General features: G+C 56.5%; 24 protein-coding genes and 1 pseudogene. 10 read left to right on the forward strand and 15 right to left on the reverse strand.

Annotated elements, in window-relative coordinates:
* The 6 genes from AS026_RS44190 to AS026_RS12645 all read right to left on the reverse strand — a co-directional run.
* A partial coding sequence (locus AS026_RS44190) for a cyclase family protein (protein ID WP_144443507.1) occupies window positions 1-235 on the reverse strand: 235 nt, incomplete at its 3' end.
* Window positions 232-1,404: an ABC transporter substrate-binding protein gene (locus tag AS026_RS12625; RefSeq protein ID WP_007539300.1), complete on the reverse strand. Its 1,173-nt coding sequence runs from the start codon at window positions 1,402-1,404 to the stop codon at window positions 232-234. The genes AS026_RS44190 and AS026_RS12625, both read right to left, overlap by 4 nt.
* Window positions 1,405-1,425: 21 nt before the next feature.
* On the reverse strand, window positions 1,426-2,433 hold the full coding sequence (locus AS026_RS12630; RefSeq protein ID WP_028748629.1) for a branched-chain amino acid ABC transporter permease: 1,008 nt from the start codon (window positions 2,431-2,433) through the stop codon (window positions 1,426-1,428).
* Entirely contained in the window at window positions 2,433-3,332 is a 900-nt protein-coding gene (locus AS026_RS12635; RefSeq protein WP_007539304.1) for a branched-chain amino acid ABC transporter permease, read from the reverse strand. The genes AS026_RS12630 and AS026_RS12635 overlap by 1 nt, the downstream gene beginning before the upstream one ends.
* Window positions 3,329-4,060, reverse strand: a complete 732-nt coding sequence (locus tag AS026_RS12640; protein ID WP_028748630.1) for an ABC transporter ATP-binding protein — start codon at window positions 4,058-4,060, stop codon at window positions 3,329-3,331. The genes AS026_RS12635 and AS026_RS12640 overlap by 4 nt, the downstream gene beginning before the upstream one ends.
* Window positions 4,053-4,835 (reverse strand): ABC transporter ATP-binding protein, encoded by a 783-nt coding sequence (locus AS026_RS12645; RefSeq protein ID WP_028748631.1) that lies wholly within the window; start codon window positions 4,833-4,835, stop codon window positions 4,053-4,055. The genes AS026_RS12640 and AS026_RS12645 overlap by 8 nt, the downstream gene beginning before the upstream one ends.
* Before the next feature lie 250 nt (window positions 4,836-5,085).
* Between AS026_RS12645 and AS026_RS12650 the strand changes: the two genes are divergently transcribed.
* Genes AS026_RS12650 through AS026_RS12665 form a run of 4 tightly spaced genes read left to right on the forward strand, consistent with a single transcriptional unit; the run spans window position 5,086 to window position 9,727 of the window.
* Window positions 5,086-6,582 (forward strand): aldehyde dehydrogenase, encoded by a 1,497-nt coding sequence (locus AS026_RS12650; RefSeq protein ID WP_028748632.1) that lies wholly within the window; start codon window positions 5,086-5,088, stop codon window positions 6,580-6,582.
* Window positions 6,567-7,811, forward strand: coding sequence for a M20 family metallo-hydrolase (locus AS026_RS12655; RefSeq protein ID WP_082728512.1), 1,245 nt, complete (start codon window positions 6,567-6,569; stop codon window positions 7,809-7,811). The genes AS026_RS12650 and AS026_RS12655 overlap by 16 nt, the downstream gene beginning before the upstream one ends.
* Before the next feature lie 18 nt (window positions 7,812-7,829).
* The gene (locus AS026_RS12660; protein WP_007539317.1) at window positions 7,830-8,411 is read left to right on the forward strand and encodes a cupin domain-containing protein; all 582 of its coding nucleotides are present in this window, start codon (window positions 7,830-7,832) and stop codon (window positions 8,409-8,411) included.
* Window positions 8,412-8,470: 59 nt separating this feature from the next.
* On the forward strand, window positions 8,471-9,727 hold the full coding sequence (locus tag AS026_RS12665; RefSeq protein WP_028748634.1) for a cysteine desulfurase-like protein: 1,257 nt from the start codon (window positions 8,471-8,473) through the stop codon (window positions 9,725-9,727).
* Window positions 9,728-10,409: 682 nt separating this feature from the next.
* Here the strand turns inward: AS026_RS12665 and AS026_RS12670 are convergent.
* Genes AS026_RS12670 through AS026_RS12690 form a run of 5 tightly spaced genes read right to left on the reverse strand, consistent with a single transcriptional unit; the run spans window position 10,410 to window position 14,477 of the window.
* Window positions 10,410-11,564, reverse strand: coding sequence for an amidohydrolase (locus AS026_RS12670; RefSeq protein ID WP_028748635.1), 1,155 nt, complete (start codon window positions 11,562-11,564; stop codon window positions 10,410-10,412).
* 38 nt (window positions 11,565-11,602) lie between these two features.
* A complete protein-coding gene (locus AS026_RS12675; protein WP_028748636.1) occupies window positions 11,603-12,367 on the reverse strand; it encodes an amino acid ABC transporter ATP-binding protein in 765 nt (254 codons plus the stop codon).
* Entirely contained in the window at window positions 12,364-13,020 is a 657-nt protein-coding gene (locus AS026_RS12680; RefSeq protein ID WP_028748637.1) for an amino acid ABC transporter permease, read from the reverse strand. Before AS026_RS12680 ends, AS026_RS12675 begins: the two co-directional genes overlap by 4 nt.
* Window positions 13,017-13,673: an amino acid ABC transporter permease gene (locus tag AS026_RS12685; RefSeq protein WP_028748638.1), complete on the reverse strand. Its 657-nt coding sequence runs from the start codon at window positions 13,671-13,673 to the stop codon at window positions 13,017-13,019. Before AS026_RS12685 ends, AS026_RS12680 begins: the two co-directional genes overlap by 4 nt.
* 27 nt (window positions 13,674-13,700) lie before the next feature.
* Window positions 13,701-14,477, reverse strand: a complete 777-nt coding sequence (locus AS026_RS12690; RefSeq protein ID WP_051321156.1) for a transporter substrate-binding domain-containing protein — start codon at window positions 14,475-14,477, stop codon at window positions 13,701-13,703.
* A 260-nt stretch (window positions 14,478-14,737) separates the two neighbouring features.
* Here AS026_RS12690 and AS026_RS12695 point away from each other — a divergent pair, with 260 nt between their 5' ends.
* From AS026_RS12695 to AS026_RS12705, 3 genes and pseudogenes are all read left to right on the forward strand, one after another.
* A complete protein-coding gene (locus AS026_RS12695) occupies window positions 14,738-15,154 on the forward strand; it encodes an Lrp/AsnC family transcriptional regulator (protein ID WP_028748640.1) in 417 nt (138 codons plus the stop codon).
* 495 nt (window positions 15,155-15,649) lie between these two features.
* Window positions 15,650-16,354, forward strand: a complete 705-nt coding sequence (locus AS026_RS12700) for a DUF3846 domain-containing protein (RefSeq protein ID WP_245307465.1) — start codon at window positions 15,650-15,652, stop codon at window positions 16,352-16,354.
* Window positions 16,355-16,655: 301 nt separating this feature from the next.
* Window positions 16,656-16,799: pseudogene (locus AS026_RS12705) on the forward strand (transposase); the annotation flags it as partial.
* A gap of 340 nt (window positions 16,800-17,139) precedes the next feature.
* Here AS026_RS12705 and AS026_RS12710 read toward each other — a convergent pair.
* Window positions 17,140-18,246 carry an aminotransferase class I/II-fold pyridoxal phosphate-dependent enzyme gene (locus AS026_RS12710; RefSeq protein ID WP_028748641.1) on the reverse strand — a complete coding sequence of 369 codons (1,107 nt, stop codon included), beginning with the start codon at window positions 18,244-18,246 and terminating at the stop codon, window positions 17,140-17,142.
* A gap of 300 nt (window positions 18,247-18,546) precedes the next feature.
* On the opposite strand from AS026_RS12710, the gene AS026_RS12715 reads away from it, so the two are divergent.
* Window positions 18,547-19,383, forward strand: a complete 837-nt coding sequence (locus AS026_RS12715; RefSeq protein WP_007539333.1) for a helix-turn-helix transcriptional regulator — start codon at window positions 18,547-18,549, stop codon at window positions 19,381-19,383.
* 195 nt (window positions 19,384-19,578) lie between these two features.
* Here the strand turns inward: AS026_RS12715 and AS026_RS44000 are convergent, their stop codons facing one another.
* Complete coding sequence (locus AS026_RS44000) at window positions 19,579-19,707, reverse strand: hypothetical protein (protein ID WP_268871451.1); 129 nt, start codon at window positions 19,705-19,707, stop codon at window positions 19,579-19,581.
* Between the two features lie 455 nt (window positions 19,708-20,162).
* Between AS026_RS44000 and AS026_RS12725 the strand changes: the two genes are divergently transcribed.
* A complete protein-coding gene (locus AS026_RS12725) occupies window positions 20,163-20,753 on the forward strand; it encodes a NodA family N-acyltransferase (RefSeq protein WP_028748643.1) in 591 nt (196 codons plus the stop codon).
* Window positions 20,754-21,128: 375 nt separating this feature from the next.
* Window positions 21,129-22,145 carry a helix-turn-helix transcriptional regulator gene (locus AS026_RS12730; protein ID WP_028748644.1) on the forward strand — a complete coding sequence of 339 codons (1,017 nt, stop codon included), beginning with the start codon at window positions 21,129-21,131 and terminating at the stop codon, window positions 22,143-22,145.
* Between the two features lie 276 nt (window positions 22,146-22,421).
* On the opposite strand, the gene AS026_RS12735 is transcribed toward AS026_RS12730, so the two are convergent.
* Window positions 22,422-23,630 carry a sterol desaturase family protein gene (locus AS026_RS12735; protein ID WP_235777153.1) on the reverse strand — a complete coding sequence of 403 codons (1,209 nt, stop codon included), beginning with the start codon at window positions 23,628-23,630 and terminating at the stop codon, window positions 22,422-22,424.
* A gap of 77 nt (window positions 23,631-23,707) precedes the next feature.
* The gene (locus tag AS026_RS44195; protein WP_328285785.1) at window positions 23,708-23,995 is read right to left on the reverse strand and encodes a sigma factor-like helix-turn-helix DNA-binding protein; all 288 of its coding nucleotides are present in this window, start codon (window positions 23,993-23,995) and stop codon (window positions 23,708-23,710) included.
* Between the last annotated feature and the right edge of the window lie 15 nt (window positions 23,996-24,010).

Genomic DNA, 24,010 nt, shown 5'->3' on the forward strand with positions numbered 1-24,010 from the left:
TAACGAAATGGACAGGCGGGTCGACATGCGTCCCCCACTGACCGACGAAGCTATAGCGATGGACTTGTGCGATATCGCCTCTGTCGAAATCCATCACGAGCCTTCTCTCTTCATCGGGGAAGCTTGAAAACCTCGGCTGACCCGGACCGAACGCATGGGTCAGGTCTACGAAGTCAGCCGAGGAGATCACCTCCCGATACATATCCCACAAAGGGTGTCGGGAGGGACGGGTCATGGTGCCGGCACGAACGAAGGGGCTTCTTCCGAAGCAAGGTAGAGCTTGCCATTCTTCACGCCGATGACGGTCACGGACTTCTCCGGCACTGGATTGCCGTCCTTGTAGGTGATCGTACCGGTGACACCTTCAAGGCCAGCAGTCGTCTTGATGGCCTCGTGGATTTTTGCCGGGTCGTCACTGCCGGCGCGCTTGATGGCGTCCGCCATCAGCTTCATGGCATCGTAGCCGAGAGCTGCGAAGGTGTTCTCCGGAGCACGCCCGTACGCTTTCTTGTATGCTTCCATGAACGCGGCGACTTTCGGCGAAGCGCCCTCACCAATGAAGCTGTGCGTCGTGAAATAGGTGTTGTTGGCAGCCGGACCACCCATCTCCAAGAGAAGCGGCGTGTCGTAGCCGTCACCGCCGACGACAGGGATATCGACCCCGGCTTGGCGCAGTTGCTTGAGGATAAGGCCGATGTCGTCGCCTCCAGCCGAGATGAAAATGAAATCCGGCTTCTCACCCAGGGCTTTGATTTTCGTCACCTGGGCGGTAAAGTTCTTGTCGCCGGTTTTGTAGGTATCCGTTCCCAGCAGCTTGCCGCCACCGTTCTCATAGGCTTTCGTAAAGTATTCGGCGAGCAGGGTCGTATACTCCATACCCATGTCGGTGATCAGGTACCCCTTCTTGGCATTGAGCTTCTCGAGCGCGAACTCCGCTCCGACCGCCGCCTGGACGTTATCCCCAAAGCAGGCCAGGAAAACCTGCGTGCCGACCTGCAGGGGAAGCTTCGGCGACGTAGCGCCAGGCGTGATCAAAGGAATTTTTGCGGCTTCGATCTGAGGAGCCGCCGCCAACACGCTGTCCGGATCGGCAAAACCGATAAACGCTTTGACTTTATCGCTCTCGATCATCTGGCTCGTGACCGTCGAGATCGTCGCAGTGTCGCTCTTGGTGTCATAGGTAACAAGGTCGATCGGGCGGCCAAGAACACCACCGGCGGCGTTGATCTCCGACACCGCGAGCTTCGCGCCGTTCAACATGGGTCCGTCAAATGAAGCCTCGATCCCCGTGATATTGGCCGGAAATCCGATCTTGATCGCATCGGCGGCGGAGGCTGTGGTCGCGAGCATCATCGCGGCCATCATTCCGAGAGTGAGCGTGGCACGCCTGGAAAGGCTTGGCATAGTGTTACCCCTTTTGCTTGGTTATTGCCGAGCTTTTGAACCGAGAGTGAACTCCCGGTCGCCCATGATCCCCTTCGGCCTGAAGATCATGACAACTATGAAGATGAGTCCGAGGATGATCTGGCTCGCGCCGAAAACGGCCGGGACTTCGAAGGCACCAAGTGTGAAGCCCCTCTCCACGGACCGTAGGACTTCTGTGATCAGCGATATGCAAACGACGCCGATCAGGGCCCCTGAGAGCGACCCCATTCCGCCAAGGACCAACATCGCAACGATGTTCATTGTCATCGCAAAGTAGAACGTCTTCGGCGAAAACGAACCGAGGTAGTGCGCAAAGATCGATCCGCCGACGCCTGCAAAGAATGCACCCACCACAAAGGCGGTCAGACGCGTTCGCAATACGCTTATTCCGACTGCGCTGGCGGCGAGCTGGTCGTCCCGGACCGACTTCATCGCTCGTCCGAAGGGCGAATGAACAAGACGCCATAGGATATAGAAGGTGATGGCGAGCCACCCCACCGCCCACATCAAATTGGCGTCGACGGGCACCCCTGTGAACGTGCGGGCTCCGCGCGTGAAGTCGCTTGCATTGATCAGCACGACATTCACGATAATGAGAAAACCCATCGTGGCGACGGACACAAAGTTACCCGACAGTCGCATGAGCGGAAATCCGACGATAACCGCGAGAGCTGCCGCGATCAGTCCAGCCACAATGGTGGCTGGGAAAAACCCGAGATGCATTTGGGCGATCAAGAAAGGAAGGTTGGGGAGCAGCGCCGACTTCTGCTGAACGGAAAGGGAGAGAATGCCCGAAGCGTAAGCCCCGACCGCAATGAAACCAACGTGACCGAGAGAAAAAACCCCGGTAAAGCCATTGGTCAGCGCAAGCGAAAGCACGAAGATGCCGTTGAGCGCCATAAGAAGGCATATCCGGCTGACATAGTCGCTGGCTATTGCAGGCAGAAGCCATGCTGCCGAGATGGCGAGCGCGATGAGGGCGACGCCGATTGCGTGTGACTTCAACATCAGAGCTTGATCTCGCGATTGGGTTGGAGAAGGCCGCCGGGCCTGAACAGCAGGAAAGCGATGAGCAACGCGAAGACGATCGCGTCCCTGTAGGGCGACACGGACGAAGGCAGGAAAGCGACGATCAGAATTTCCAAGGCACCCAACATGTACCCGCCCACTAGGGCGCCGGCGATCGAGCCGAAACCGCCGATGATCGCTGCCACAAAGGCTTTCAGCAGCGGAGTAAAGCCCATCTGGGGATCGACCGCCCCCGCCTGAGCTGCCCACAAGACCCCGGCCAGCCCGGCATAGGCCGAGGCGAGCAGGAAGGCGATGACAATCAGCTTATTGACGTTGAGGCCCACAAGCTGCGCGGCATCCGCATCCTCAGCGGCGGCACGCATTCCCAGTCCCGCGGTGGTACGCGTGGTGAACCAGCCAAGCAGCACCAGCGAGCCTGCCGAAACCGCGATCGTCAACAGGGTAATGTTCGTGAGGGTGATGCCCCCTGTGAGCTGCCACGACCCATCGAGCCACGTTGGTATCGGAAAGTTGCGCGGCGACGAACTGAAGATGACAATACCCACATTCTCGAGAATGTATGTCACCGCGAGACTTGTCAGCAGACGCGCAACATCCGGCGCTTTGCGGATGGGTCGATAGGCGATGCGTTCAATGAGGATGCCCAGGACTGAGGCGACAGCGACGCCTATGACGATTGCCGGAATGAATGGAACGCCTGCAGCGATGGAGAGAACGGCACCGAAGGCTCCGACCATCATGACGTCCCCATGGGCGAAATTGGTCAGACGCATGATCCCGAATATGATCGAAAGCCCGACTGCGACGAGGGCGTAGAGGCTGCCGAGGCTTACCGCATTCAGGAGCTGTTGAAGCACATAGTCCCAGAAATTCATTGTGATGCTCCCAAGTAGGCCTGAGCGACACGGTCGCCTACCCGAAGATCGGACGCTTCGTCGGTAAGCACGACCTGACCATTTCGAAGCACGTATGCGCGATCCGCCAGGTCCAGAGCCAGAGCCGTGTTCTGTTCGACCAGAAGCATCGTCATGCCGCGCCGCTTTAGCTCTCGAAGGGCTTCGAAAATATGCCGGACAAGGAGCGGTGCGACGCCGAGGGACGGCTCATCGAGAAGCAGAAGCCGTGGTGAGGCCATCAATGCCCGTGCCAAAGCCACTTGTTGCTGTTCTCCGCCCGAGAGGGTTCCTGCAAGTTGCGACATGCGCTGCTTGATGATCGGAAACAGCGTGAACATGTTGTCAAGATCTGCCGCGACTTGATGAGCGTCAGACCTTGTACTGGCTCCCAGGCGCAGATTGTCGGCGACGCTCAAGCCGCCAAAAAGCCGCCTTCCCTCGGGGCTCTGGGAAATGCCCAGCTTGACGATTTTCTCAGGAGTGAGGCCGAGAATACTCGTCCCTTCGAACGTCACGGCGCCGGATGACGGCCTTGTGAGACCGGATACCGTTCTTAAAGTGGTCGTCTTGCCCGCGCCATTGGAGCCCAACAAGGCTACGACCTCCCCATGCCCCACGCTGAGCGTGACCCCCTTTAACGCGCGCACGGCGCCGAATGAGACGGTGAGATTCGAGATTTCCAGCCGAGTGCCCGCATTGCTATTCATGGCCGAGATAGGCCTCCCTCACCCGCGGGTGCGCGCGCACTTCCTGTGGTGTTCCGACGCAGATAACCTCTCCTGCAGCCAGCACCTGGATGCGCTCGCAGAGATTCATGATCAGGTCCATGTCGTGTTCGACCACGACGACCGTCACGCCTCGACTGTCCCGGATACGTCTGATCAAGTCGGCGAGCTGTTTGGTCTCTGCGGAATCAAGGCCCGCGGCGGGCTCGTCGAGCAGAAGGATGTCGGGGGCGGTCGCCAGCGCTCTGGCGATCTCGAGCCGTCGCTGATCGCCGTAAGGAAGTTCGCAAGCGAGCCGGTCGGCGTGGTGTGACAGCCCCACCAAGGAGAGAAGTTCCTCCGCCTGGCCGTTTGCCGCCTCCTGCGTCGCAAAATATCGCCTGGTGAGCAGAACGGCTTCGAAGATGTTCGTCTGGTGCCTCAGATGAGCTGCGGCCCTGACATTTTCCCGCACCGTCAGAGATACGAATAGCCGGGAGCCTTGAAACGTCCGCGCCAGGCCTTTTGCGACCACTGCGGATGGTCGCAAACCGCTGATGCGGTCGTGCCTGAAAAACACCTCTCCCGCGGTGGGTTTCGAAAACCCGGTGATGCAGTTGAACAGCGTGCTCTTTCCCGACCCGTTCGGCCCGATGACGCCGACAATCTCGCCTTTGCGCAAATCGATCTGGTGATCGCGAAGCGCGATCAACCCTCGGAAGCTTTTGGTGAGCCCTCTGGTTCTAAGCAAAATTTCGTCGCTCGACGCGTCGACCATTCCGCAGCCCCTCCTCTAGTTTTTTCGCATAAGGCAAGACTATTTCCAAATAGTCAAGTACCTATCCTATGGTGAATTTACGCGAGCAACATCGGAGCCAATATCACCTAGATACATTCGGTCAGCCCTGCTAAATATCTTCTTTTCAATGGTTTATAATGAATCACTCTGAATTCTGGGCAGGAAAGTCACTTGACATGGCCTCTTCGTGACAATAGCAATGGGCGAAAATGAAGGAGGACCTCAGCCCATGAGTGATGTCTCGCACTCCAAAGATTTTTGGCACGATGCGGCAAAATCCGTTCGAATCCCCACCCGCGCCTTCGTCGGCGGGAAGCATGTAGATCCGGCGGGCGGGAAGACCTTTGACGCCGTAAACCCCGCCACGGGGAAAATACTGGCAGCTATCGGCGCCTATGATGCCTCCGATGTCGATGCCGCGGTCCGGTCGGCGCGCAAGGCCTTCGACAAGGGTGACTGGTCGCGTTGCGATCCGGCCGAGCGCGGCCGTGTGCTGGTGCGCCTGGCGGACCTGATCATGCAGAACCGCGAAGAGCTGGCGCTCCTCGAAACCATGAATATGGGTAAGCTGATAACGGACTCGACCAAACTGGACGTGCCGAGCGCGGCCGCCGTGTTTCGCTGGTACGGGGAAGCTGTCGACAAGCTTGTGGACGAGGTGATACCGACCGACGAAAACCGACTGGCGATGGTGACCCGCGAGCCCGTTGGCGTCGTCGGCGCTGTCGTCCCTTGGAACTTTCCACTGAAAATGGCTGCATGGAAATGCGCGCCGTCACTGGCGGCGGGCAACAGCGTCATTCTAAAGCCCGCCGAACAATCGCCGCTGAGTGCTTTGCGACTGGCAGAACTTGCTGCGGACGCTGGTATTCCCCCGGGCGTGTTCAACGTCCTCCCAGGCCTGGGAGCGGATGCGGGACGGGCAATCGGACTTCATCCTGACGTCGACTGTGTTGCCTTTACGGGCTCCACCGAGGTCGGAAAGATGTTCCTTGGCTATTCCTCCCAATCGAACATGAAGCGGGTTTGGCTTGAATGCGGCGGAAAGAGCGCCAACATCGTCTTCCCGGCCGTGGCCGACATCGGAGCGGCTGCGTCCGCCGCGGCCCTTGGAATCTACTTCAATCAGGGCGAAGTATGTTCGGCGACCTCCAGGCTCTACGTTCACGCGTCAATCCATGACGAGTTTGTTGAAAGGCTGAAGGGCGAAGTTTCGAAATTTCAGCCCGGCGACCCGCTCGACCCCGCATCAGGAATGGGCGCGCTCGTCAGCGAGGAGCATCTCGAAAAAGTCAGTGGCTATATCGATCTCGGGAAAAAGAGCGCGACGCTGGTTGCAGGCGGCGACAGAGCGTTGACCGGCAGCGGAGGCTATTTCATCGAGCCGACAATCTTCACCAATGTGGAGCCTGGTTCGACGCTATCGCAGGACGAGATATTCGGCCCGGTTCTGGCCGTCACCCGGTTCGAAAGCGAAGACGAGGCGGTCGGGTATGCAAACGCCTCCATTTACGGCTTGGGCGCCTCGGTCTGGACAAACGACCTTTCGCAGGCGCACCGCGTTGCCCGGCGCCTTCATGCGGGGAGCGTCAGCGTCAACCTTGTCGACAACGTTGACGTCAGGACTCCGTTCGGCGGCGTGAAGCAATCGGGGACCGGGCGAGACCTATCGCTTCATGCCTTCGACAAATACACCGAGTTGAAAACGACGTGGATCGCCCTTTGACGCACAGCGCTGCCACTCTCACGAATTCGAGCCGGCTTTGGAGCTCGATCATGCGCATTGCGGAAATCGGCGCGATTGAAGGAAACGGCAGCTGCCGCCTCTCCCTGACCGACGAAGACAAAGAGGCGCGCGATCTCTTCCGCTTCTGGGTGACCGCGGCCGGATGCGAGGTGCGTGTCGACAACTTCGGCAACATTTATGCGATCCGCCCCGGCGCTCGCGATGATCTGCCCGCGGTGCTGATTGGAAGCCACCTTGACACCCAGCCCCATGGCGGTCGCTTCGACGGTGTGCTTGGGGTCATGGCAGGACTTGAAATCGTCCGGGCGCTGAACGACGCCGGGATTGAAACCGAGGCGCCAATCGCCATCGTCAATTGGACCAACGAGGAAGGCGTTCGCTTCAAACCTGGGCTAACGGGATCGTGCGGTTTCGTCGGCGCCTTGCCAGCTGGCGACGAGAGTTCGATCTCCAGTTCCGACGGCAGCCGATACTACGCCGAACTCGCACGCATCGGATATGCGGGGCAGGATCGCCCTCCGCAAATATCGACCTATTTCGAGATGCACATCGAACAAGGCCCCGTGCTGGAGAATGCCGGCGCAACGATCGGCATCGTGGAAGGTGTCCAGGGAGTCCGATGGTTTGAAATTGATTTTCTCGGCCAGGACGCTCATGCCGGGACGACCCCCATGAACAATCGCCGGGACAGCTTTCTCGCGGCGTCACGATACGCCTTGGGCTTTGTCGAACGAGCTATGGACATCGACCCTGATGTTCGGGTCACATTCGGCCGTGTCGAAGTCGAGCCGAATTCCACCAACACCATACCCGGTCGCACGCGGCTGGTGCTCGATCTGCGTCATATCGACGAACACGTTCTCGACAGGGTCGAGCGGCTCATGGCCGATCAGGGCGAGCCGCTCAAGAAGCTGGGTTTCGGGTTCTCCATCAACCGCATCATGAACGTTCGACCTGCTTCGTTTAATCGCGACCTTAAAGACGCGGTCGAGAAAGTGGCGTCTTCCCTGTCGATGCCATCGTTGCGCCTCCCCAGCGGTGCGATGCACGACGCCAGCAACCTCGCGGCCGTCGTGCCCTCCGCGATGATTTTCATCCCCTCGCGAAACGGCATCAGCCACAACCCACTTGAGTGGTCCGAGCCCATGCATGTAGGGGATGGGTGCGAAGTACTGTGCCGTGCGGTCTTAGAGGCCGCCAAGGCTTAGAGGGGAAAAGGCCGGACCATGCAAAACCAAGATCAGTCACTCAAGATCGGCGCGAAGCTCAGGCACGCCCGTCTGCTTATGGGCATCAGCCTAGCGGAGCTTGGCGAAAAGATCGGTGTGACGGAAGGCTATCTCTCAAAGCTCGAAAACGATCGCTCGCAAGCCTCGATGGCGACGCTTCACAAATTGGTTCAAGCCCTCGGTACGAACATGAGCGAGTTGTTCGCGACACCTGCGGAGGATCACGGGCCGGTGCTTGTCGTACGCCAGAACGAGAGGGCCCGGCTTGTTACAGGCCATCGACGCGCGGGAAACCAGGTTACCCTCGAAAAACTTGTCCCAAGCGGCCCGGGATATCTTCTGCAGATCAATATCCATGTCGTGGCGGCCGGAGGCGGGAGTTCGGAACCCATCAGCCATATGGGGCAGGAGTTCGGCTACGTCTTGGCTGGAACCCTGGAGCTGACAGTCGACGGTCATCCAGTCCTCCTCCATGAGGGAGATTCCTTCTATTTCGAGTCCCCGCTTCCCCATTCCTACCAGAACCTGGGCGACGGTGAAGCGAGGATTCTGTGGGTCAACACTCCGCCAACTTTCTGATCAGAGCCCGCCTTTGACGTCGTCACTGCGGGTCTATCAACCGCCAAGGAACCTAAAGAATGAACTATGACGTTGAATCGGTTAGACGGAATTTTCCCGGGCTCCAACGCAAGAAACACGATCGGCAGGCAGTTTTCCTTGATAATCCCGCGGGGACGCAGGTCGCCGCCTCGGTGATCGAACGCATGACCGATATGATGATCAATGCGAACGGAAACCTTGGGGGCTTTTTCGACACGTCGCTTGAAGCGGCCTCAAGGGTCGAGGCTGCACACCGGGCGGCGGAGGCCTTCGTCAATGCCTACGAAGAAGGCGAGGTCTTTTTCGGCCAAAGCGCCACCGCCCTCACCTTTGCCATGTCGCGCAGCATAGGCTCGCTGTTGAGCGCCGGCGACGAGATAATACTCTCGCGCATGGATCACGACGCGAACGTCGCTCCGTGGCTGATGCTTGCAGAGGACCTGAACTTGAGCGTCAAGTGGCTGGATTTCTCAACCGAAACCTATGAATTTGATCCGGACGACCTCGTCAAGCTGATCAGCGACAAAACCAGGCTGGTCGCAGTCGGATACGCAAGCAACATCACCGGCACAATAAACAACGTCCAAGCGCTTGCGCAGATCGCGCACCGTGCCGACGCACTTGTCTACGTGGATGCCGTGCAATACGCGCCTCATGGATTGATAGATGTCCAGCGGCTCGGCTGCGATTTCCTCGTGTGCTCCGCCTATAAGTTTTTCGGTCCGCACTATGCCCTTCTTTGGGGCCGCAGATCCGTCCTCGACCGGGTGAGACCCTATAAGGTACGCGCAGCGTCCGATACGTTGCCATGGCGATTTACCAACGGTACGACGAACCGGGAGCAGTTGGCTGGGGTCCATGCCGCTATTGACTACATAGCGGCGCTCGGCGACCAATTCGCAGGCACCACATCCGCGTCCGGTCTCCGCGCACGTCTGGACGGTGGCTATAAGGCCATGAAACATCATGACGATCTGTTGGCTCTCAAGCTGATCGACGGGCTTCGAGCGCACAACAGAGTTCGGGTGTTGGGGATCAGTGATGCCAGAAGCCTCGATCGCCGCGTATCGACTGTAACCTTTGTGGCGGAAGGGGTTCCATCGGCCGACATTGCTCGCCACTTGGCTTCGAAGGGTATTCATGTTTGGAGCGGCCACAATTATGGGCTGGAAGCAAATCTTCGGCTCGGCATCCTCGATTCGGGCGGCGGCGTGCGTATCGGCCCAGTGCACTACAATACTCTCGAAGAGATCGACCGCACTCTGACAGAGATCTCGGGAATCCTGTCCCGCTAGCTGTTTCGGATCCGCAAGGGAAAGTGCGAGCCGGGGGCAACGGTGATGAACTACCCGGCCATGTTCAAACGCGAACGGGGCCGGTCTTCCATGCCGCGGATTGCCCCACAGTCAAGAATTGGACGCCGGGTTACCATCACGCTGCGCTTCCAAAACGACAGGATCAGCAAATCGGCAAGGCCGCCAGTTGTCAGCGCAACCGCGCCGTGCCGTGAGCGCCGTCACCGGCTCCTCTCGGGGCGCGGGCTGCCAGACGATACGGCCCCGGTAACTCCGCGTCGAGGTGATCTGCGATGGGAGGTCGCTTCCTTGCATCCTGACAACGTTCGGCCGTTAGGAGAACGGAGCGTCGGGCGCTAACCGCATCTACCGCTGGAAACAAGCCGGGCCCTGGAAAAGTTGCCGAACTGCGGAGACACTCCCCCACCTGTTAGCGTTTGCGAAGCTCTCTGTTCTTTTATTCGCGCCATCGCCGACCGGCCGGACAAAGCGATTTCCTGTTCCGCTCGTCGCCCAAATAGCAGCTATCGGCTGTTTGGCGGCACTATCGCCCAACCGATCGTTCGGTCGTGAGATGAAGGGTATGTGTAGACGCAGTTGCGACAGCCGCCGCACATTGAACCGCTAGTTTATGATGGCGCTGGGTCAAGGCAAATTTGTCCCGGCCCAGCCCCAATTTCAATCAGCCAAGGATGTTGCGAACTGTTCGCATGAAAACTCCCGCCCCAATACCGATCAGGGGATCCGGATAGTCGAAGTCTGGGTTGTGAAGACCAGGGTGATTAACTCCGGCGCCAAGAAAGAACATCGCCGATGGCGCAACGCGTCCGAACACTCCGAAGTCCTCTCCGGCTCGCATGGGCAATATTCCATTGCCATCATCGAAGCTCACGCCTTCATCCGTCATGGCTTTTCTCAGTTCGGCAACAGCCTGGGGCGCATTGCTGCTTTGGGGGAATACGTCTTGGTATTCTATGCTTACAGTTAGGCCGGCCGCTTCAGCTTCAAGGTGAACGAGCCTTTCAGCAGCTGTGACCAGCTCCGCCATCGCGTCATCAGAAAGGGCTCGGAGTGTCGCCCAAACCTCGGCATATCCAGGGCTGATTCCGAAGGCGCGTTCGCCCAATCTGGCATAGGTAATTGTCACCTGCAGGAAATGCTCATCTACGGTCATGCCGCGGCCCAAGGCCGTGAGCCCCTCAAGCAGCCTTGCAACAGCGAATGTCGGTGCTGTTCCCTCCTCTGGCGAAGACGCATGGGCGGTCTTTCCGGTCAATGCGATCTTCAATCCTCGGGACGCGCAGTTGATGGGACCCTCCCTCAATGCGCTATGCCCAAGAGGAAGTCCTGGGAAATTGTGAAGCGAGAAGACCAGGTCTGGTCTGATCGCAGCAAACTTCGCGTCCGCGACGACCGCCGCCGCGCCGACGCCATTCTCCTCCGATGGTTGGAACATCAGGACCACTCTTCCGCGCGAAGGGCGCCTTTCGCCAAGTCCCTTGGCGAGCGCAATGAGAGTGGCCGTGTGTCCATCGTGGCCACAAAGATGGCCCTTGCCGGGAACCTCGGATCGGTAGGGAAGGTCGGAGATTTCGTCTATCGGCAATGCGTCGAGCTCGGAGCGGAACATCAGGCTTGGCCCATCTTCCCTGCCTGAAAAGATCGCCGCAACACCATGCCCGCCGATCCCGGTTAAAACCTCGTCCGCGCCAACGGCGCGAAGCGCATCGATGACTGCGCTTGCCGTCTCGACTTCTTCGCCAGAAATCTCCGGGCGGCGATGGAGGCTATGTCTGAACGTTGTAATTTCGTCAAGCTGCTCGCTCGTTAGAAACAAGTCTGAACTCCTTCGAAACGTTGATGAGCGCCAATTTTTTACGACGCCAAATGCTTGCGCAGAAAGCTCTTCGTGCGCCCCTCGCTAGGATTGACAAAGATTTCGTCCGGAGGTCCTTGTTCGACGACGACGCCGGCGTCCATAAACATGACGTGGTCGGAAACCTCAGCTGCAAATCGCATCTCGTGCGTCACAATGAGCATCGTCATGTGTTCGCTGGCGAGCTGCTTCATGACAAGGTTGACCTCGTCGACCAGTTCCGGATCGAGCGCCGAGGTGGCCTCGTCGAAAAGCATCACCTTCGGCTGCATTGCAAGAGCCCGCGCGATGGCGACACGTTGCTTCTGACCGCCAGACAGACGGGCTGGAAACACGTTTCCCTTGTCCGACAGGCCGACTTTCGCGAGTAGCGTTTTTCCGAGGTCCTCAGCTTCTCTCTTGGACAGTCCCTTCAGCCGAATGGGACCAATCGTGATGTTCTGCAGCGCTGTTAAATGCGGGAATAGATTGAACTGCTGAAACACCATGCCCATCTGCTGTCGGATCTGGTTTATATGCTTTTCGAAAGCGCACCCCTTGAGCGGCCGGTTCACCTGCTGGCCGTCGAGCCAAATCTCGCCGCCTGATATTGCCTCCAGCATATTGATCGAGCGTAGCAGGGTGCTCTTGCCGGAGCCGCTCGGACCGATGATCGAGACAATTTTTCCCCGCTCAACGCTGAGATCAATCCCCTTCAACACTTCGAGGCTACCGTAGGACTTACGGATCTGTTGCAACTTGATCATTGTTGAATCTGCTTTCATCGGATTTCCTCCGCTCTTCTGGCTGCGCCGGCGAGCAACCACTCCATCACCAGGTTGACGACGTAGTAGCAAACGGCAGCGGTGAAATAGAATTCGAAGGGTCGATAGGTTTCGCTGATTGCCCGCTGGGACTCCAGGACCAGCTCGGTGATACCAATCACCGAGAGGACTGCCGTATCCTTGAGGAGAATGATGCAGTTATTCCCGACGCTCGGGAACGCTATCAATAGGGCCTGCGGAACGATGAAATGTCTGAGCGTCGCCCAGCGGCCGAAGCCGAGCGTTCTTGCTGCTTCCGTCTGACCTGGATCGACAGCCTGCAAGGACGAGCGAACAATGTCCGCATTATAGGCTGCGTAGTGCACTCCCAGTCCCGCGACGCCCGTCCAGAAGGCCGGGAGCATTATGCCGATTTGCGACAGCCCGTAGTACAGAAGGTAAAGCTGTAGCAACAACGGGGTCGCCATAAACAGAAATATGATCGCTCTCATGGGGACGATGAGCGCCGCCGCTCCGTATTGCGCGGTGAGCGCAATGCCCGTGCCCAGAACGATGCTGAGCGTTCCCGCAAGGGCCGTCACCAAAACGGTCCATCCCAGCCCCTGGAGGATCACCGGCCAGTAAGGAAGTATCACACCGAAATCGAGGGTCATGGAGCGGTCGCTCCTCCGTAAGACGCCTCAGCGAAGCGCGCTATTGCAAGGATCACAGCGATAATGATGATGTAGGCCGCGCCAGCCACTCCGAAGACTTCGAACGGCTTGTAAGTCGAAGTGACGAAGCGCTGGGCTGAATATGTCAGCTCGACGACCCCGATTGTTGAGACTAGCGCAGTGCCTTTTGTCAGAATGACCGTGTTAACTCCAAGCGACCTCAACACAAGGGGCCGCGCTTGAGGAAGCACGAATAGACGCATTGTGTCGAAGCGACCAAAGCCCAAGGTCCTTGCCGCCTCCGTCTGGCCTTTGTCCACCGACAGGATCGCACCACGCATCCCTTCGGACATGTAGGCTCCGATATTGAAACCGAGCGTGAGGATGCCGGCGACGAAAGGCGTCAGCTCCATTCCGAATTGGGAGGTTCCAAAGAAAACAAGGAATAGCTGGACCAACAGAGGCGTGCCGCGCATGACGCTAACGTAGGCAGTAGCGATTGCGCGGATTCCAAAATGCGTGGAGAATCGCGCGGCTACCAGCAGTGCAGAAACTGCCACCCCGATCATGAAGCTCGCGACGGCGAGCTTGATGGTCATCAAGCCAGCTTCCGCCACGAACGGCAATATCTTCAATATGAGATTAATATCCATGGCGGAAGCTTTCGTCCGGGAGGACAATTAGTTTCGAATGTCCATTCCGATCCACTTCTTCGCGATGGCTTCGTACGTGCCATCTGCCATCATATCGTCGAGCGCCTTCTGCATCGCGGCCGCGAGTTCAGGGTTTTCCTTTCGGATAGCAATGCCGATATCGTACTTCGGCAAACTGCTGTCCTTGATCTGCTCGATGGCAGCGCCGCTTTTGTGGATGGCCACGATAACGGGCACGTCGTCGGATACAATGGCATCAACTCGGCCGGAATTGAGCTCAAGCATCAGCTCCGGCAGTCCTTTATAGGTTCGGACATCGAACTTCTTTTGGTCACGCGCCCATTTCTCGGACACCTCGCCGAGCGTCGCGCCAACGGTCTTGCCATCGAGGTCGCTCAATTTGGTCGAGGACGAACCCTTTTTTACGAACACTCCAATGCCTGATCGGTAATAGGGGCCGACGAAGTCGACTGCCTTCTTGCGCTCCTCGTTGATCGTCATCGAACCGATGATCGTGTCATAACGCTTGGTAAGGAGGCCAGCGATGATGCCGTCCCATTGCGTTGTGATAATTTCGGGCTCGACCTTCAGCCGCCGGGCGATTTCAGATGCGATGTCGACGTCGAAGCCAACGACCTTGTTGTTGTCGTCGACGAAGCTGAACGGCGGGAAGACGCCAGACATGGCGACCGACAATTTGCCCGCCGACTGAATTTTCTCCAAATCGTCCGCACGAGCGACATTCACAAGACACATGCTGGCGGCCACGGCAACTGCAGCCGCAATACGCTTGAATGATCCCATTTTCTTCTCCTCCGGTGGGGTTTCGCAACCAAAAATCTTCGATGAACGCAAAGAGTCGCAGCCCGACGGGGCTGAAGAGGAAGGTGCCACTGGATTGTCGCGATTGACGCTGCGTCGCCAGACTAGACGTCAGCGTGCTCCCCGTTTTTGTTGTGCCCAAATTATGCTGAAGACGCTGCACGAAAAAGAACGCAAAGTGTTTATTTTTAAGCTAAACTGACGATTTCGATACACACGGTCACCAAAAGGTACACTTCTTGATGGACAGTCTCGATCACCGTATGATCGCCGAGCTCCGCATCAACGGCCGCGCCTCTATTCCTCAGCTGGCGCAAATATTAGGGGTCTCGAGGGTAACGGCGCAGAGGCGTCTCGATCGCTTGATCGAAAACGGGGACATCAGGGGGTTTACGGTCCGTCTGCGGGACGAAGTTCGCGATGATCAGCTTCGAGCTGTTATGCTGATTGAATTTGCCGACTCCCCAGTCAAGGGGGTCATAGCGGCGATCAAGCGTATTCCAGGAATTGCTGCTGCCTATAATACGAATGGGACCTGGGACGTGATCGCGGAAGTCGAGGTCTCCACCATGAGCGAACTCAACGCGCTTGTGACAGCGGTCCGTTCGCGCGAGGGGATCGCAAAAAGCGAGACCTTCATCATACTTGGCCCCGCGTAGATGAAGCATCGGCGACTTCCAGTAACTTCGCCAAACTATGCAGTGTCGCGATATCGACGTGCGACGTGCGGAACTTGCAGGCTGCGCCAAAAACCACTCACGGAGCGGTCGAACATCCATGCTGGGACTTCAAGAAGTCGATCAGAAGAAGACCCAGAAAGGTTGCAGCGGAAAATATGCGTCCCTTTGGACAACGCCTCATGGACGTGAACAAACCGCCCGGACCAGGGATGCCACGGATACAAAAGCTCGCGAACGGCGGTCCCGTGGGTGTTCTGTCGTCGTGTTGTACAACCATTTCCAGGCGCACTCATCGCTCGGATACAAGACCCCACCAACACCCACCCCCATTAAGCACAGCTGTGGAGGTCTGTTTGATTCTTATAAGGCTGTGTGGTGGAGACTCCGCGTGCGATTAAATTCTCGCGCTCCACCAGTCACTGAAGCTGGTTGGCCGCCTCGGCAAGCGACTTCGTGTATTGGACTTGCAGCCATGTGAAACATAAATGGGTCCAATCCAAACAATCGATTTTACCGACCCGCAAGATCCGCATAGCGTCTTCCGGCAGTGCCCCGACCGGCCGGCAGATGATCGCCGTCTCAAAGCAAGCTCGCGGATGGCATACGAGCCTCTCCATCATTGCCAGGCAACCTCGGCAGCGGGCCTTTTTCAAGAATTTGAGGGTAAAGAATATGGAAAATTTCGTGTATTTGTTGGATTCCGACACCGCTACCTTTCGTGCTGCTGAGCTTTGTGATCGAAACAGCATTGCAGCGATCTCCGACTTAATTGGAAGCGATCTGATTCAGATGATCCGCTTCGACGACATGCACTCGCTATTTGTTGACGAAGAAGGTTTACGGGCTGGGCTTACCTCATTTACAATCTTTGACGGCTACCCGACGCCTCTTGCCGGGAAGATAGCGCTCTTGGGAGGCGACGGTAGCCAACCCTATTGTTCCCCAACGATAACAATGACTGAAGCGGCGCGACGTTTTCAATGTTGCCGGCCGGTGTTTGATCCAGTTTTTGTTCCAGCGGACCAAATGGGGCAGAAGGGCCTCGTAGTTGCAGGAGCAGTGGAAACCCTCCACGCGCGTATCGATCGCCGCACCCCGCTGCTCGTACGAGACGGCGCAACGATGAAATTCGAGATCCGGGAAACAAACCGGATCGCACTGTTCACGAGCGTGCGATAGCAGCGCGAGAAAACGAGGAGTTGAAGTGTCACACTCGCTGCGTACCGGTGCCATAGGGTCGGACGTGAGTGCAGCGGCTAGAGCTTTTCCACAGAGTGACGTAGCGCAGGGAAGATGCAGCGTGTCCGGCGGTCGACCACCCTTGGCGTTCCACGCGGCTGAGTTTGAAAGTCACCCAATCGGCGGCCAAATCGTAAGCGGATTGGCACGTCTTTCTGCCGCACTCAAACGTGGAAGAAACTGACCTGCCACTGTATTTCCCTACAATATGGATTAGAGTTCGGCCCATTGAGGCGGATTTATGAAGAAGCAGCGATTTACGGAAGAGCAGATCATAGCGGTGTTGAAGGAGCAGGAGGCCGAAGCGAAAGCGGCAGATCTTTGCCGTAGGCAGCGGATTTCCGAGACGACCTTTTACAACTGGAACGCCAAATACGGCGGCCTGTCGCCGTTTAACGTACTTTGAAATCAATCCCGCTCAAGAGGGCAACGGGTCGCGTTATTCAGTCGTTTAAACCGCTCCAGCCTCTTTCTCAGCTGCGCGTTTTGCAGCCTTAGTGGCCAGCTGAATCCTGAGCACCATGATCTCTTCATTGAGGTTCATTTTCGTCTGCAGTGTGAGTTACTTGGCAGACCTTGGGAGCGTTCGAAATCGCGGCCGCTTCCTTGCCGCGACTTCGTCGCTTGCAGATTGGTGCCTCGAGACATCGAGTGATCTCCGCAGCATCATGTGCAACGGTGACGTCGAAACCTGCACCGCCGCCGGATACAGCTGCATACCTGCCTTATCTGTAAGCGTCAAGCGCGGCGGAGATCGCCTTCAGACCACCACGAAGTTCTTCTTCCGTCGGCCACCCGAAACCAACGCGGAAGTAGTTGCCCGGCATTTGAAACCAATGGCCAGGCCCGACATAGGTGCCGTGCTCGTCGAGGAGCGATCTGTAGAAGGCGCCGGCGTCAAAGTCCGCGGAAACCTTCAGGCGCGGGAAGCCCACGACACCACCTGACGGCCTGACCCATTCGACGAGAGGCTCGCCATTAATCCATTCTTGAACGATGTCGCGGCGCCTGCGCATTTCCGGCAGCACCTTCGCGAGGAACTGCTCGCTTTTCTTGAGGAGCTCGAGAGCGACAGTTTCGTCCAGGATCGAACCGCAAATCGCGATCTGTTCCTTCGCAGAAAGGAAGCGTTCGTAGAGCACCTCGTCCTGCGTGATCAGCCACCCAACGCGGATACCCGGGATGCCGTATGCCTTCGAAAGCGAGGCTACGCTAATCGCCTTTTTGCTCAGCGAGGCAGCTGTCGGAAGCTTCGCTTCATAGCTCAGATCTCGGTAGGTCTCATCAACGAGTAGATAGCAGCCGTGATCCTCGGCGATCTGAATCAAACGGTCGAGCTCGGCGCGCGACATCGTGGTGCCACTCGGATTATGTGGGCAAGTGACGCTGATGAAGCGCGTGTTGGGTCTTAGCGAGTTTGCGACCTTATCGATGTCGACAGAAAAGCCTCTGTCGAAATCGAGATCGATATATGTGATTTCGCAACCGATCGCTTTCGGCGTTTCGATGTTCGTAGCATAGTTCGGCCGCACGACGACGAGATGGTCGTTCTGCGAAAGGAGCGTAGTAGAGATAATAAACAGAGCCCCCGCAGCACCAGGAGCCATGAGGACGTGCTCCGCAGATAGGCCGTCGTCCTTCTCGACAACCAGCTTACGCAGCTCCGGATCGCCACGATGCTCGCCATAGAGAAGCTTGACGTCCGGAATAACGACGCCGATGTCAGACAGTCTCTGATCTGTAATAGAGCTTTCAGAAAGATTGTACTTAATCAGGTCGTAGCCGTATTCTTCCGGCGATTCCTTTTCAATGACCATACGGGCGTATTTCATGAGGCTACCTCCTGTTCGAACATGTCTGCTGATGCAGACGCCTGAGGTCAGCTACCGTGAACGTGCCTTTTTCCGCTATCCTCCCAGAGGACTACAGCGTCGATCACTTGCGAGCGTTCCCAACCGCGGCCGATCTGAAACGGGCGGACTTTCATCGCCCTTGCTGCTCGAGATTCTTCGATAGAAAAATACGAACCGCTACGCTAAAACACACCAACAGCGCCGCGCTCGGCGCGCAAACCGAAAAAACCAGCAGTTGACCGCGTCCTGGTCGGGCTGGCTGGCTTCTTGGGCGGGCGAATGCTGCATACAGCAGAGTACAAGCAGATCGGCGAAATGATTGCGTCATGTCGGGAAACTGATTTTTGTGCGCGTCTTGCCGAGTGGATCCGAACGGATGCAGCTGTCGACACGCTTACGATGGTCGTGTACCGCGGCTCTGAACCGCCAATACATCTTTACGATGACTTCAGAAATGAGACGGCCCGCGCTGGGATGATGACCTATCTGACCAGCACCTACGTCCTGAACGCCTTTTTCCAAAGGCATCAGACGGGGCTCCACTCTGGCGTCTACCGCATTCGTGACCTGGCCCCCGATGCATATCTCCAAAGCGAGCTCTACAAGGGATATGAAGTGGTCCTGTCTGAGCGTGAAGAGATTGGCTATGTCACTGAAGGCTGGCCACAGGGCCTCGAAGAGATCGATATTGCAGTCTCGTTAGGAAATTTGGTTACAGCTGAAATAGGCCTCTATCGCGCTACCGACCGAGGCGGCTTTGCGGATGAGGCGATCCGACTCTTCCAAGCAAGAATGCCGGTGATCGAGGCTGCATTCCACGCCTATTGGAGCTATTCGGAATCCCGACCTGCATCTGAAGAAGAGGCGCCTAGACCGAACGCAAGGATTGGGTTCGAAACCTTTGGTGCCTGTCTAACGTCGCGTGAACGGGAGGTCGTGACAATGATCCTGCGCGGTCACTCCTCGGAATCGATTTCCTACAATCTCGGAATTTCAATCACCACCGTGAAGACCCATCGCAAACGCGCATACGAAAAACTGAATATTTCGACCCAAGCCGAGTTGCTTTCCCTCTTCTTGGAGCACGTTCAGTCGAACTATAACGCTCCGCATTGAGCTGAACAGCCTACACGAAGACTACACTGTTAATTGTCGCTTCGATCTGAGCCGCATTTCCGCTTGCGCTGATCCGCGCTTCTGGACAGGCGGTCCGGTGTTTAGCCAATTTGTTTCATATCTTAGACTTCGTCGGGCTGTTTCACCACAATGACGGCATACGTGCACTATCTCCCCGCCGGGCGGTATTTCGTTCTACGAGACGACGTTGCGAATGAAGCGAACGATCTTCTTCTCAACGTTGCAGTAGGAATAGTGCTGAGCCGTGCTGTAGGTGACAAACTCGCCCGCGGCATAGTCCCGCGCCTCGCCTGGTTGGATCAAACGCAGCGCTCCTTCGACGACAAAAAGTATTTCGTGCCATCCTTCAGGGTCCGGCTCTGCCATGCGGCCAATGGCCGAAAATGGAAATACGATCGATGTTTGCGGCTGACGTTCGAGCAGGGCTTTGCGAGGAATTCAAAAGATCCGCAAGATATTGGTTCCCATTTATCTGCTGGAGCCACCTGAAACCGAGCATTATGAGCGCTGTTCATCGATTCATGCAGTAATGCCATTTCTGATTTGATTGGCCTTATGATATCGCGCTTCGGTCACCGAATATCCCCCTTGAGAGCCACATTGAGAACCAATGTCATCACTCGGATCTGGGAAATTTCAAGAGACTGGGCGGCCGATACGCCGCGTTCCGATTGCTGCTTGCGGCAAACTCGAGCGATAAACTTTGACGAAGGTTCGATATCTCCGAACTCCGGTCAACAGCAAATAAGAGGTCTTGTATGCGCGCCGACGTGCAGTGGAAATTGCGCTGGGAAAGCGAGTTGGAACTCGCCGAACATGTCGAACTCGCCGAGTTTTTTCGAAAGACCTATGGACCAACCGGGGCCTTTAATGCAAAGCCGTTCGAGGGCAGCCAAAGCTGGGCCGGAGCAAGACCTGAGCTTCGTGCAATCACCTATGACGCTAATGGGGTCGCGGCTCACATGGGATTGCTGCGCCGCTTCATAAAGGTTGGCACAACCGATCAGTTGGTGGCTGAGCTCGGACTATATGGTGTGCGTCCGGATCTTGAGGGTTTGGGGATAGGACATTCGATCCAAGCCATGCTTCCGGTGTTGCGCGAACTGGCTGTTCCGTTTGCTTTCGGCACGGTGCGGCCCGCATTGCAAAAACACATTGAGAGGTTCGGGCGAAACTGTCCGGTGACTGTTGTGTCGGAGATTAGCGTACGATCCACGCTGCCACACGCGCGTACTGACTTGCCGCCCACGCGGGTCGAGGACCCACTTGTCATTATTCTGCCTGTTGGACGGCCAATCTCCGATTGGCCAGCCGGTACGACAATCGACCGGAACGGACCGGAGCTGTGAGGCACCTCGACTGCTTACCCGAAGCGCCGAATGCCCGTTGGCAAACTTACGCAGTCCCACGCACATTGAAATTCTGGCGATCGGGATTTGGTCACCCGTCTGTCGAAGAAACCTGCGGTTCAAAGGACTTTGATCTAAATCTCCCGGTCGTGTTCGATGCTTTGATGACCGAGCCAAACTCACTGCGGCCCGCAGATCAATCTCAGTTAGCCGGCGAAGAGGGCGGTTTACTGTCGCGGAAAGTCGAATGTTGCCGCACGTTGAAGGGAATCGAGGATGCGTAATCACAACTCGGAATGCACGAGCACACAGCTAGATCACCGGCTTGGTCATTGAACCAGCATGACCGAGCAGCAGGATTGAGCCTGGAGATGCATGATGGAAAATAGCGCTGAGAATACCGTTTTTCGATATCGTGGCTCGACGTTCGATAGCATGATCGAATCCCTCGGAGCGGTTTTCGGCACATTCGACGCCGATCTCGTCGGTCGTACTCGGGACTTCTATTGGGCGCTCGATCTTGCGGGGTGTGAAAACGCAACATTGATTACCGGTCACCATCAGACCGGGTTTCAGTTCCGCGCTCAGTGGTGTTCTGAAGCTACAGAGCATCTATCGATCGTGGTGCCTCGCAGAGGCGGCATGGGTGTCACGTACGGTTCGCGCATGGCTGAGGCCCGGGAAGAGAAATTGCTTCTTTACAGGAATTTCGAACTAGATAGCATTTCTATACAAGGGCAATCCAATTTAATAGATGAGCTGGTGCTTAATTGGTCTTTGATCCAACGGACCATTGGCGAAACTTTCGATATCCCGTTTAGCGGCTCGCTCGACCTGTTGCCCGAAGTCGACCTTTCAACGCCAGTTGGCCGGACAATCGGCAATCTCACGGAAGCGATTATCGACGGAATACGTGATAATGGTCCCCTTTGTCAGAGTCCCATAGCCACGGCTCATATTACGCAGGCGCTAGCCGATGTCGTAATACGGATGGTGCCTCATCGGTTATCGCATCTGCTGGATAAGAAGCCACACATGATTGCTCCCGGCCACGTCCGCCGTGGGATCGAGTTCATGTGTGCCAATGTTAACCAGCCGATTACAATGCCAATGGTGGCAGATGCAGCGGGTGTTTCCACCAGGGCACTCGAAGCAGGTTTTCGTGCTTTCAAGAATACAACGCCGGCAGCTTATCTACAGATGCTTCGGCTCCGGGCAGCGCGCGAGGACCTGCTCGATCCAGAAAACCGCATGCTCATGAAGGAAATCTGCCTGAAATGGGGGTTCTTTCAATTCGGAAGATTCGCCGCAGTTTATAGGGCGCACTATGGAGAAAATCCCTCCGAAACAAGGAGACGGGTCTGCGGATCAAATTCTCGTAGGTCCTTCTGACAAGCGAATTGACGAAGGCGCTGGCGCGATTAACGGCAGAACCGGTCTGTGCAAGCCGGATGATGGCATCACATTGATAAGTCTCTGGGCGGATGATTGCCTCTAGCTTCCCCTCCTCAGCATCCGTCCGGTTCAGCCGCTTAATGTGATCGGCCAATTTGTCCTGCGGCCTGACCTGTTGCGCCTGACAGTAGTGCGGCAGACCGGACTCGGATCAGAGTTGCTGCGCGACCCCCAACGATAGAAACGGCAACTTAACAAGCAGCGCTTTGCGCTCTAAATTGCAGAACTCCTGTCCGAATGAATGGGACCATCTCTCTCTACCGCGTTCAATCCTCCAGTTTTAATTCCCTGTGTACCACTTCCGGCTTTAGCTTTGCGCCAGCGGCGTTGATCAAACGGGAACATAATGAAGTCGCGTACGGTGAGCGGTTCGGGCTGATTTCGCATGCCAACTTCCGGCCACTCATTCGTTTTCGGCCAGTATGCAGTACGGAAAATCGTGTCCCAAACGGTTGTAAAGAAGCCATAGTTTTTATGCCGGTGGTGGAATTCCGTGGAGTGATGAATACGATGGAATTTATTATCGCCGATGAGGTACCGAAGTGGCCCCAAATTAAAGCGTGTGCTAGAGTGGGAAAGATGGGCCTGAAAGGTAATCAGCGCCATGGCAGCAACGGGCACGACGCCTGATTCGAAGTGAATTAGCGCGAGTGGGAGTGCTACAAACGCCGCGTAAACAAATGGCTCGGAAATATGGTGGTTGCAATTCCACGCCGTCAGTTCGCGGATTGAATGATGGGTCGCGTGCAGGCGCCACAGAAATGGAACGGCGTGCTGAGCACGGTGCATCCAGTAGTAAAAGAAGTCACCAGCAATCGCGACTAGAACGCCCGAAAGGACGGCGAAGCCAGTATTGGCGATCGGGTTATTAGAGTGAAGCAACGCACCAAAATTGATCGTTACGAGCGGCTTAACCCCCAACCATTTCAAACCCAAAGCGTAGAAGTGCCAAATTAAAGTGCCGCATCCGATACGGATAATCCAATTCCGCGCACCGCGAATGTACGAGGCAAAGCTGTATCGGTAAGCCGGAAAGATCACCTCGAGCACAACGCATGCGGTAGCGAAAATCGCAACCAATTTAAACGCTTTGACGAAGAGCTGGGCCATTTCCCCAACATCGAGAACGTGCATTTTGATTGCTCCGAAGAATTGGCGAACAACAAAATGCACTATGCGGAATTTACCTAGATTGCAAAATCGATTGTTTGGATGATGAGTATCCATCTCCCAAATGATTCTCTCCACTCCATTGACAGGAATGACCCGTTCTTCGGACGGCTCTCTCGCAAATGTGCTGATTGAGATCGCCCAGTGTTCTCGCGTCAGATCCTCACGGCCTGCATGGATCACTTGGACTGCCGCAGGGCCAAGCTGCAAGGGTAATTGCTTTGGTTTATTCGACGTTTGGATGTATCTCATGACATCAATTAATTACCCAATGGTCCGATGAAGGGTAAATAGGTTTCGCTGAGACGCTCAATCACAAGGGGTATCTGCTACGGTTCGGACCAATTGGTCTCGACCCGCCTTCTCGTGCCCTGTTTGATGCCATTCCGAGCGAAGAGTTTGCTCTCGAGCGCATCGTCAGCAAGGTCCCCAGGCAACGGCCAGTTTAACCCAACCGCCGCTGCGCGCTGCAGATTATACTGCACCGTGCTTCGCGCAATTCCCAACAGGACGGCAATCTCACGCGAGCTGGTTCCGCTTGCTGCAAGTCGCAGCATTTGTCGCAAATGTCTCATGGTCAGCCTTGTCTTTGCCGGCAACAAAATCCCCTCGTTCATCGCGAGGTATTTGAT

The organism is Rhizobium altiplani (assembly GCF_001542405.1).
GTDB classification, from domain to species: domain Bacteria; phylum Pseudomonadota; class Alphaproteobacteria; order Rhizobiales; family Rhizobiaceae; genus Rhizobium; species Rhizobium altiplani.

Bases quoted from the DNA above. Each gene is read 5' to 3' on its own strand.
- AS026_RS12735 (WP_235777153.1), bottom strand. From the start codon at position 23,630: ATGAGATACATCCAAACGTCGAATAAACCAAAGCAATTACCCTTGCAG.
- AS026_RS12675 (WP_028748636.1), bottom strand. From the start codon at position 12,367: ATGAAAGCAGATTCAACAATGATCAAGTTGCAACAGATCCGTAAGTCC.
- AS026_RS12715 (WP_007539333.1), top strand. From the start codon at position 18,547: ATGCTGCATACAGCAGAGTACAAGCAGATCGGCGAAATGATTGCGTCA.
- AS026_RS12630 (WP_028748629.1), bottom strand. From the start codon at position 2,433: ATGTTGAAGTCACACGCAATCGGCGTCGCCCTCATCGCGCTCGCCATC.
- AS026_RS12650 (WP_028748632.1), top strand. From the start codon at position 5,086: ATGAGTGATGTCTCGCACTCCAAAGATTTTTGGCACGATGCGGCAAAA.
- AS026_RS12690 (WP_051321156.1), bottom strand. From the start codon at position 14,477: ATGGGATCATTCAAGCGTATTGCGGCTGCAGTTGCCGTGGCCGCCAGC.
- AS026_RS12710 (WP_028748641.1), bottom strand. From the start codon at position 18,246: ATGAAATACGCCCGTATGGTCATTGAAAAGGAATCGCCGGAAGAATAC.
- AS026_RS12680 (WP_028748637.1), bottom strand. From the start codon at position 13,020: ATGACCCTCGATTTCGGTGTGATACTTCCTTACTGGCCGGTGATCCTC.
- AS026_RS12695 (WP_028748640.1), top strand. From the start codon at position 14,738: ATGGACAGTCTCGATCACCGTATGATCGCCGAGCTCCGCATCAACGGC.
- AS026_RS44195 (WP_328285785.1), bottom strand. From the start codon at position 23,995: ATGAACGAGGGGATTTTGTTGCCGGCAAAGACAAGGCTGACCATGAGA.
- AS026_RS12665 (WP_028748634.1), top strand. From the start codon at position 8,471: ATGAACTATGACGTTGAATCGGTTAGACGGAATTTTCCCGGGCTCCAA.
- AS026_RS12640 (WP_028748630.1), bottom strand. From the start codon at position 4,060: ATGAATAGCAATGCGGGCACTCGGCTGGAAATCTCGAATCTCACCGTC.
- AS026_RS12625 (WP_007539300.1), bottom strand. From the start codon at position 1,404: ATGCCAAGCCTTTCCAGGCGTGCCACGCTCACTCTCGGAATGATGGCC.
- AS026_RS12730 (WP_028748644.1), top strand. From the start codon at position 21,129: ATGATGGAAAATAGCGCTGAGAATACCGTTTTTCGATATCGTGGCTCG.
- AS026_RS12685 (WP_028748638.1), bottom strand. From the start codon at position 13,673: ATGGATATTAATCTCATATTGAAGATATTGCCGTTCGTGGCGGAAGCT.
- AS026_RS12660 (WP_007539317.1), top strand. From the start codon at position 7,830: ATGCAAAACCAAGATCAGTCACTCAAGATCGGCGCGAAGCTCAGGCAC.
- AS026_RS12635 (WP_007539304.1), bottom strand. From the start codon at position 3,332: ATGAATTTCTGGGACTATGTGCTTCAACAGCTCCTGAATGCGGTAAGC.
- AS026_RS12645 (WP_028748631.1), bottom strand. From the start codon at position 4,835: ATGGTCGACGCGTCGAGCGACGAAATTTTGCTTAGAACCAGAGGGCTC.
- AS026_RS12725 (WP_028748643.1), top strand. From the start codon at position 20,163: ATGCGCGCCGACGTGCAGTGGAAATTGCGCTGGGAAAGCGAGTTGGAA.